The 2,832-nt window shown below is 47.0% G+C and carries 2 protein-coding genes and 1 pseudogene; all 3 read right to left on the minus strand.

Annotation, left to right across the window (positions count from 1 at the left end):
• Positions 1-217 (minus strand): F-box protein (locus tag KDK14_RS10310; protein ID WP_257265016.1); only part of this gene is annotated, 217 nt, incomplete at its 3' end.
• 214 nt (positions 218-431) lie between these two features.
• Positions 432-2,177, minus strand: a complete 1,746-nt coding sequence (locus KDK14_RS10315) for an F-box/WD repeat-containing protein (protein ID WP_257265017.1) — start codon at positions 2,175-2,177, stop codon at positions 432-434.
• Between the two features lie 281 nt (positions 2,178-2,458).
• Positions 2,459-2,832, minus strand: a pseudogene (locus KDK14_RS10320) (hypothetical protein); the annotation flags it as partial.

Consider the following 2,832-nt stretch of genomic DNA (forward strand, 5'->3'; position numbering starts at 1 on the left):
TTGTCAAATCCAGGCTTCTGAAATCAGCGAAAGGCAGGTACCTGGCAATTTTAGCAAGGAGTTCATTTGGCAATGCTAACAAAGGCGACACCTGTTCCGGGGGAATAACCGAAATACCCTGCGCCGTTTTTTCTTCTGTCGGACGATCAGACGGGATTGTTCCAATGGGAAGTTGAGGGGAAATGGTACCAATATTATTACCAATTTCATTATTCATACAACTTCTGACCGCTAACCAGTAAGGAACTCTGGAGTTCATTACTGTAGAAGTAATGAATCATTCCAGTGTAGTGGCAAAAGCAGAAAACATGCGATCAGTGGCTCGAGACAGTTCTGCGTCGTTAATGTGAATAAAGTAATTAAAGCCTGCAAAAAGCTGGTTCTGAAAATTATAAAGATTCAAGGCAGGCCAAAGCGCGGCGCGGTGATTTTTAACCCGGTCTACCGGTATATTTATTAATCAACGATGTTTCTTCTTTTATGCGGTGTATCGGATCCATTACTGCCCATCTATCTGGCTTGTTCAGATCCCACACCTTTATAGTCCCATCCAAAGAGCAAGAAGCCAGCAGCCCACCGGGCAGTGATATAACTGAGTTCACCCAGTTGGTATGACCATGCAACGTCACCACGCATTGCTGCCCATCAGGCATGCTCAGGTCCCACACCTTTATTTTCTTGTCAGAAGAACAGGAAACCAGCCGACCATCAGGCAATAAAACAATCGAATTGATCCAGCCGGTATGCCCTTGCAGCGTCGCCACACATTGCTGTCCAACGGGCTTGCCCAGATCCCACACCTTTATGGTCTTGTCATTAGAGCAGGAAACAAGCCGTCCATCGGGCAATTGCATGACAGATACCACCCAGCCGGTATGTCCATTCAGCGTTATCACGCATTGCTGCCCATCGGGCTTGCCCAGATCCCACACTTTTATGGTATGGTCATAAGAGCAAGAAGCCAGTTGCCCATTGGCCATTACCGTGACAGCTTGCACCGTTTTAGTATGCCCATTCAGCGTTACCACACATTGTTGCCCATGGGGCTTGCTCAGGTCCCACACCTTTATGGTCTTATCCTCAGAGGCCGAAGCCAGCCAACCATCGGGCAATTGCGTGACAGATTTCACCCAGTCGGTATGCCCATTCAGTGTCAACACGGATGGCTGCCCGCTTGGATGGCTCAGATCACAAATCTTTATGGTCCCATCGGCACAGCAACATGCCAGTCGCCCATCAGACAATTGCGTGACGTTGAACACAGCGATACCCCCACCCAGTGTCGCCACGCATTGCTGCCCGTCGGGCTTGTTCAGATCCCACACTCTTATTGTCTCGTCTTCCGTGTCACGAGTGTAAGAAACCAGCCGCCCGTCGGCCAATTGTATGACACTTCGCACTTCGCAAGTATGCCCATTCAGCCTCATCACGCATTGATGCCCTTCGGGCTTGCCCAGATCCCACACTTTTATGGTCTGGTCATAACAGCCCGAAGCCAGCCAACCATTAGCCGATAAAGTGAAACAATGCACCGGTACAAAATGCTCCTCTAGCGTTAACCGGCAGATTTGCCCGGAATTTATCCCCCGGGAAGCCAAGTATAAATTACTTTGGTATCGTCGAAGAGCAAGCAGCGCTAAAGAATCATGAATTTGCCTGGTTGGAACAGCAGGTATGTCCCATTTGTTAATTATTTTTCTGTAGGCCTCAGCGGCAGAGCCATAATATTGAGCAACCAGGATTTTCAGCCGTTCTTCGGTATTAAAAAGTGTGTTTAGTCGTCTACAGGTCAAATCCAGGCTTCTGAAATCAGTAAAAGGCAGGTACTCAGCAATCTTGGCCAAGAGTTCATTTGGCAATGCTAACAAAGGCGATACCTGTTCCGGGGGAATAACTGAAATCGCCAGGGTGGTAGTTTCAGATGTACTATCGCTCAGTTTGATTGGCTTTTCAGAACTGTCAGCCTTAGAAATATTCTCGCCTGATATAGAACGGGAATTAATATCTGGAAATTCGCCCTCATTCCTGACAGTAACGGAACTATTGTACATTTGATGCAACCGCCCTGCTGAAATCCCCTGTGCCGTTTTTTTTTCTGCCTGATTGTCAGGCGGGTTTGTTCCAATGGGAAGTTGTGAGGATATATTACCAATATTATTAGCAATTCCAATATTCATAAAATTTCTGACCACTAACCTGTAAATAGCTCTGGAGTATTAATATATATTAAATAATGAATCATTCCAGTGTAGTGGCCAAAACAGGAAAAGATGCGAACAGTTGTTTGAGCCGGTTTTGTGTGGTTAATGTGAATTAAGTAATAAAGCGTGCAAAAAACTGATCTTTTAAATTATAAAGACTCAAGGCAGGCCACTGCGCGGAAATTTTTAACCCGGTCTACAGGTATATTTTATAATCAACGATGTTTCTTCTTTTAAGCGGTGCGTCCGATTCATTACTACCCGTCAGGCTTGTTCAGATCCCACACCTTTATGGTCCTGTCCTTAGAGCAAGAAGCCAGCCCCCCACCGGGCAACGGTATAACTGAGTTCACCCAGCAGGTATGATTATGGAACGTCACCACGCATTCCTGCCCGGCAGGTTTGCTCAGGTCCCATACCTTTATTTTATTATCAAAAGAGCCCGAAGCCAGCCGACCATCCAGCAATGGTATAACTGAACTCATCCTGTCAGTATGCCCTTGCAGCGTCGCCACACATTGCTGTCCGACGGGTTTATCCAGATCCCACACCTTTGCAGTGGTGTCATTAGAGTAGGAAACAAGCCGTCCATCGGGCAATTGCGTGACAAAGTCCACCCAGCTGGTATGCC

This window comes from Endozoicomonas sp. ONNA2, from assembly GCF_024606365.1.
GTDB lineage: Bacteria > Pseudomonadota > Gammaproteobacteria > Pseudomonadales > Endozoicomonadaceae > Endozoicomonas.